Below are 518 nucleotides of genomic sequence, written 5' to 3'. Positions count from 1 at the left end.
GGTCATGACTGCTCCTCGGTGGTGTCGGAAGGTGCGGGGGTGTCGGTGGTGGGGCGTGCGAAGAGGGCGCTGTAGCGACCGTACCCCTCTTCTTCCAGGCTGTCGGCCGGGATGAAGCGGAGAGCCGCCGAGTTCATGCAGTAGCGCAGGCCGCCCTCGGCGCGCGGGCCGTCGTCGAACACGTGACCGAGGTGGCTGTCGGCGACGGCCGAGCGGGCCTCGGTGCGCTTCATCCACAGCGAGCGGTCGGTGCGCGTGGTCACGGCATCCGCGTCGATGGGCTTCGTGAAGCTCGGCCATCCGGTGCCGCTGTCGAACTTGTCGGTCGACGAGAACAGAGGCTCGCCCGAGACGACGTCGACGTAGATGCCGTCGTCGTGGTTGTCCCAGTACGCGTTGCGGAAGGGCGGCTCGGTCGCGTCCTGCTGGGTCACCCGATACTGCAGAGGGGTGAGGCCGCTGACGGCCTCGGGGGTCGTGCCGTAGTCGTTCGACATGATCTGACTCCTTGTCCGACG

1 protein-coding gene is annotated in these 518 nt (G+C 68.0%); it reads right to left on the bottom strand.

Going from position 1 to position 518, the window contains the following annotated elements; genetic code table 11:
- Positions 1-2: 2 nt before the first annotated feature.
- Positions 3-497, bottom strand: coding sequence for a peptide-methionine (R)-S-oxide reductase MsrB (gene msrB, locus L687_RS25630; RefSeq protein ID WP_021198651.1), 495 nt, complete (start codon positions 495-497; stop codon positions 3-5).
- Between the last annotated feature and the right edge of the window lie 21 nt (positions 498-518).

It is taken from the genome of Microbacterium maritypicum MF109 (genome assembly GCF_000455825.1).
GTDB classification, from domain to species: Bacteria; Actinomycetota; Actinomycetes; order Actinomycetales; family Microbacteriaceae; genus Microbacterium; species Microbacterium maritypicum_A.
This window is presented reverse-complemented; position numbering and strand designations above follow the sequence as displayed.